This is a genomic window from Gluconacetobacter sp., assembly GCF_047721585.1.
In the GTDB taxonomy this organism is placed as follows: Bacteria; Pseudomonadota; Alphaproteobacteria; order Acetobacterales; family Acetobacteraceae; genus Gluconacetobacter; species Gluconacetobacter dulcium.
Genome location: NZ_JBDNXE010000165.1, coordinates 1 through 4488 on the forward strand (window position 1 = coordinate 1; position 4488 = coordinate 4488).

Consider the following 4488-nt stretch of genomic DNA (forward strand, 5'->3'; position numbering starts at 1 on the left):
ACGTTTGCGTCGAGCAGATAGAGCGTCATGCAGCGAAGCTTCGCTCTTGAAGAAGGGTGTCGACAGACGTCGGACGCACGCCCAGAATCTTCGCAGCTCTTGTGTGGGTCAGTGTTTCACCCTGGAGCGCACGACGAACCACATTCAGAAGGCTTGTTCCCAGGCGATGGCGACGAACCGTGTAATACGAAGGGCCACTACCAGTTGATTTCGACGTCCGTTGCTTCTGTTCCCGCCAACGTGCGGCGAATGCCTGAAACACAGCTGCCGCAAGTTCATCGGAAATCTTGCCCGTGCTCGCGAGACGGTAGGTGACCACCGCCTGACTGACATTCCATGTCTGGGCGATATGGGCGGTCGCCGTGATAACTTCCGCTACATCGGCGTTATTCAGATCGGGGAGGAGCGGGTCGGTTTCTCGCGGCAGGAGAAACTCCCCCGCAACCTTGTTGCAGAACCGCTCGATCGCGTTTTCAGATACGCTTCCAAGAGGTCCGCTGATACCGCTTTCACCGATCCAGAGATGTGCGAGTTCGTGCATCAGAGTGAAGGCGCGAGCAGGAGCCGCGTCATTGTCGTTGATGACGACAAAAGGTGCGACGTCGTCCGCCAGGGCGAACCCACGAAAGATGTTCTCACCGATATCGGAATGATGAGAACCAAGATCGCCCAGCAGAAGGACATAAATCCCCGTCTTTTCCGCTGCCGCGCGGAGCAACGTGAATAGTGCTACCGGATCTTTCGCCGCCCGCTGCTCATCTACAGTGACGGCCAGTGCAGCCCGGATCGAAGAGACGACTGGCTGGGAGCCTCTTTTCATGGTCGCCGATCCAACGAATGGGAGGCGTAGCTCTTCGTCCTCGTCTTCCAGCACTTCGCGGAGGAGTTGTTGGCGGGCTTTTACGTCCCGAACCAGAGCGTCGAGCAACGCATTCTCTCGAACCGATCCGCGACTCCCAGCGATTGTACGAAAATCTTCCCCCCGTTCTCCGCGCTGTGGAGGATGGGGAAGGTAGAACGATACCAGCGGACGCCGATATGCCGCAGCCGCTTTCTGGAGAAGTGTCTCAGTCAGGGGGCGCTCGCCCATTTCGATTGCGCGCAGTTTCTCGACGGCTGTCAGCTTCGCGCTGTCCTTCAGCGCAAGCTTTTCCGCTGCCTCCTCAAGGGATAGCCCTGCGGTCTCCCGCGCCCAGGTCATCATCCCAGGATTGATTTGCACGGTGTGGGCCATTGACTCTCAAAAATTATGCCGTCTGTTGTGACTGGATGATCGTACCTTGTGCGAAGAGTACTGCCAAGCGGTGAATGCGTGCGATGCCGGCTGCCGCTCTCATGTGAGCTAATGGTTCATCTTGGATGCGTCGTCCAGCGCGGCAAGGATGACGTTTCCATTGATCCCGATCGCATCCGTGATGTCGAGAAATTCGATCACATCGATCCGACGCTCGCCGGTCTCGTATTTCGCAACATAGGACTGGGGCTTGCCGAGCCGTTCCGCCAGCGTGGCCTGGGTCAGTCCCTTGTCGCGCCTTGCTGCGATCAGCAATTTCATGAGACGGTGCTGTCGCGGAGAGCGCAGCGATTTCGGCATAGGGTGCGGTTCCGGTTGAAACTGAGGAACCGCCCCAATAATCCCGTATCGGGATTATCCCATTTCAGGATATGATCTGCGGACCTGAAGGAAAGGGCAGGATCATGACGTCCCAACTCGATAACGGAGCTGTTCCAGCCGATAAGGCACCGGACTGCCCACTGCTGACGGCGTATGACCATCTCCATCATGCCACCTATCTCCGCCTCCTCGACGCCGAGGAAGCAGGCGCGGACTGGCACGAGGTGGCGCGGATCGTACTCGGTCGCGACCCAGCAGCCGACAGTGACGGCGCGCGACGATGCTGGGACTCGCATATGGCGCGGGCGCGCTGGATGCGTGACACCGGTCATCGCCAGCTCCTGACCATTCCTGGCGGAAAGATGCCGCATTGAACGCTCCATCCGATTTCTTACACAAAGACCGCCGATTGCCGCACGGCTCCTGAATTACCTTGCCCCGCGCGTGGTTATTCCTCCTGACGGACGGATCATCATCCTGTCACGGAGGTGTTCATGTCCGCGTCCCGTGTGGCCTGGGGCCAGGTGATCCTGGTCTTCACAATCATGTTGCTGTTCTGGTGGGCTGCGACCGAGTGGACCGCGTGGCGTCTGGGGTTCCAGCCTGAACTCGGGCGGCCCTGGTTCATGGTCGCTCACCGCTGGCCTGTGTATGCGCCGCCGCTCTTCTTCTGGTGGTGGTATGAGTTCGATGCCTATGCGCCCGGTATCTTCGTCCATGGCGCGTGGATTGGTGTTGCGGGCGTTGTTCTGGCCGTCATCGTGGCCTTCGTCCTGTCGATCTGGCGGGCGCGGGCAAGGCGTCGGGTTGAAACTTATGGGTCGGCCCGCTGGGCCACCTCCCGCGATATCCGCACAGCGGGATTGCTGGGCGAGAGCGGGGTCGTTCTGGGTAAATATCGCCGGGCCTATCTCCGGCATGACGGTCCCGAGCATGTGCTGTGCTTTGCGCCCACCCGCTCGGGCAAAGGGGTGGGGCTGGTCATTCCGACCCTGCTGACCTGGTCCGGTTCGGCCATCATTCACGATATTAAGGGTGAGAACTGGCAGCTTACGGCGGGATTTCGCGCGACCTTCGGGCGCGTGCTGCTGTTCGACCCGACCAATCCGGCATCGGCTGCCTACAATCCGCTGCTGGAGGTCCGTCTGGGGGAATATGAAGTCCGCGACGTGCAGAACATCGCCGATATCCTGGTCGATCCGGATGGCGCGCTAGAGCGACGCAACCACTGGGAAAAAACCTCGCATGCGCTGCTGGTCGGTGCGATCCTGCATGTGCTTTATGCCGAAGCCGACAAGACGCTCGCCGGTGTGGCGAAATTCCTCTCCGACCCGAAACGATCCATCGAGACGACCCTGTCCGCCATGATGCGGACGAATCATCTGGGGGAGAAGGGGCCGCATCCCGTCGTGGCGTCCGCCGCACGGGAACTGCTCAACAAATCGGATAACGAACGCTCGGGCGTGCTCTCCACCGCCATGTCGTTTCTTGGGCTCTACCGTGATCCCGTGGTGGCGATGGTGACCAGAAGATGCGACTGGCGTATTGAGGATCTCGTATCCTCGGCGCGACCGGCCTCACTTTATTTCGTCGTACCGCCTTCGGATATCAGCCGCACCAAGCCGCTGATCCGGTTGATGCTCAATCAGATCGGGCGCCGTCTGACGGAAGATATGGAGGCGGCGGCCAGACGGCGCAAGCTGCTTCTCATGCTCGATGAATTTCCAGCATTCGGGCGGCTGGATTTCTTCGAGAGCGCGCTGGCCTTCATGGCGGGCTACCGGATCCGGGCCTTCCTGATCGCCCAGTCGCTGAACCAGATCGAGAAACCCTACGGGCCGAACAATTCGATTCTGGACAATTGCCAGGTTCGGGTCAGCTTCGCGACCAATGACGAACGGACCGCTAGGCGGGTGTCGGATGCCTTGGGCACGGCAACGGAACAGCGGGATTCCACCAATTATGCCGGGCATCGCCTTTCACCCTGGCTCGGGCACCTCATGGTTTCCCGGCAGGAAACCGCCAGGCCGCTCCTGACCGTGGGCGAGGTCCAGCAGCTACCCGACCACGAGGAACTGGTGATGCTGTCGGGCTGTCCGCCGATCCGCGCCCTGAAGGTGCGTTATTACCAGGATCGTCGCTTTACCACGCGTATCCTGCCGCCCCCCGATCTGGCAGCGTTGGTGCGGGACGGGGATCCCGCCATCGATGTGTGGTCTGCGCAGGTAGTCATAGATGACCCGCCGAGTGTGCCGTCGCCCCCGGAGGCCGGATCCAATGCCGACGATACCGACGACGCCAACAGTGGCGTCCGCCGGGAGCCGGAGTTGCCTGAGCATGAGGATATCGCGCCTGAGCGGCCTGACCCGGCCGCCGAATTCGAAATTCCTGACAGCGATCCCGAGGTCGAGGTGCAGCGTGCGGCGGAATTGCGGCGGCAGGGGAATATCATCCGCCAGGCCGGCATGGATCGGAATGACGGTCTGGAACTGGGAGGAAACTGACCATGCACAAGCGCAGCCGACGCCTGAACGTCTATTTCGACCCCGATATCCATAAGCAGCTCGAGGCCCGTGCCGTGCGGCGGGATATTTCAAAATCCGCTCTGGTGGAGACGGCGGTGCTGTCATTCCTGACGGACGATGCCACTGAGAGGCAGGAAGCGGCGACCTCGCGCCGCCTCGACCGGCTGTCGCGCCAGATGGCCGGGCTGGAGGAAGATCTTTCGATCCTGGCGGAGACAGTGAGCCTGTTCGTCCGCTTCTGGCTGACCAGCACGCCACCACTTCCGGAGAGTGCGCGGGCCGCGGGCCCCGCCCCTGGGGGTGGCCCGGTGGAAGGCGTCCGGGCACCCGCGGGACCGCCGCGGGGCG

5 protein-coding genes are annotated in these 4488 nt (G+C 61.2%); 3 read left to right on the forward strand and 2 right to left on the reverse strand.

The genetic code is table 11. The features are described 5' to 3' along the window. Positions 1 to 25: 25 nt before the first annotated feature. Both ABF821_RS18965 and ABF821_RS18970 read right to left on the reverse strand, forming a co-directional pair. Entirely contained in the window at positions 26 to 1234 is a 1209-nt protein-coding gene (locus tag ABF821_RS18965) for an ImmA/IrrE family metallo-endopeptidase (protein ID WP_415531206.1), read from the reverse strand. Positions 1235 to 1342: 108 nt separating this feature from the next. After that, positions 1343 to 1555, reverse strand: coding sequence for a helix-turn-helix domain-containing protein (locus tag ABF821_RS18970; RefSeq protein ID WP_415531207.1), 213 nt, complete (start codon positions 1553 to 1555; stop codon positions 1343 to 1345). 143 nt (positions 1556 to 1698) lie between these two features. Between ABF821_RS18970 and ABF821_RS18975 the strand changes: the two genes are divergently transcribed. From ABF821_RS18975 to ABF821_RS18985, 3 genes are all read left to right on the forward strand, one after another. Then, a complete protein-coding gene (locus ABF821_RS18975) occupies positions 1699 to 1989 on the forward strand; it encodes a DNA -binding domain-containing protein (RefSeq protein ID WP_415531208.1) in 291 nt (96 codons plus the stop codon). Between the two features lie 120 nt (positions 1990 to 2109). Continuing rightward, positions 2110 to 4119, forward strand: a complete 2010-nt coding sequence (locus ABF821_RS18980) for a conjugal transfer protein TraG (protein ID WP_415531209.1) — start codon at positions 2110 to 2112, stop codon at positions 4117 to 4119. 2 nt (positions 4120 to 4121) lie between these two features. Beyond that, positions 4122 to 4488: CopG family transcriptional regulator (locus ABF821_RS18985; protein ID WP_415531210.1), on the forward strand; the 367-nt coding region annotated here is incomplete at its 3' end.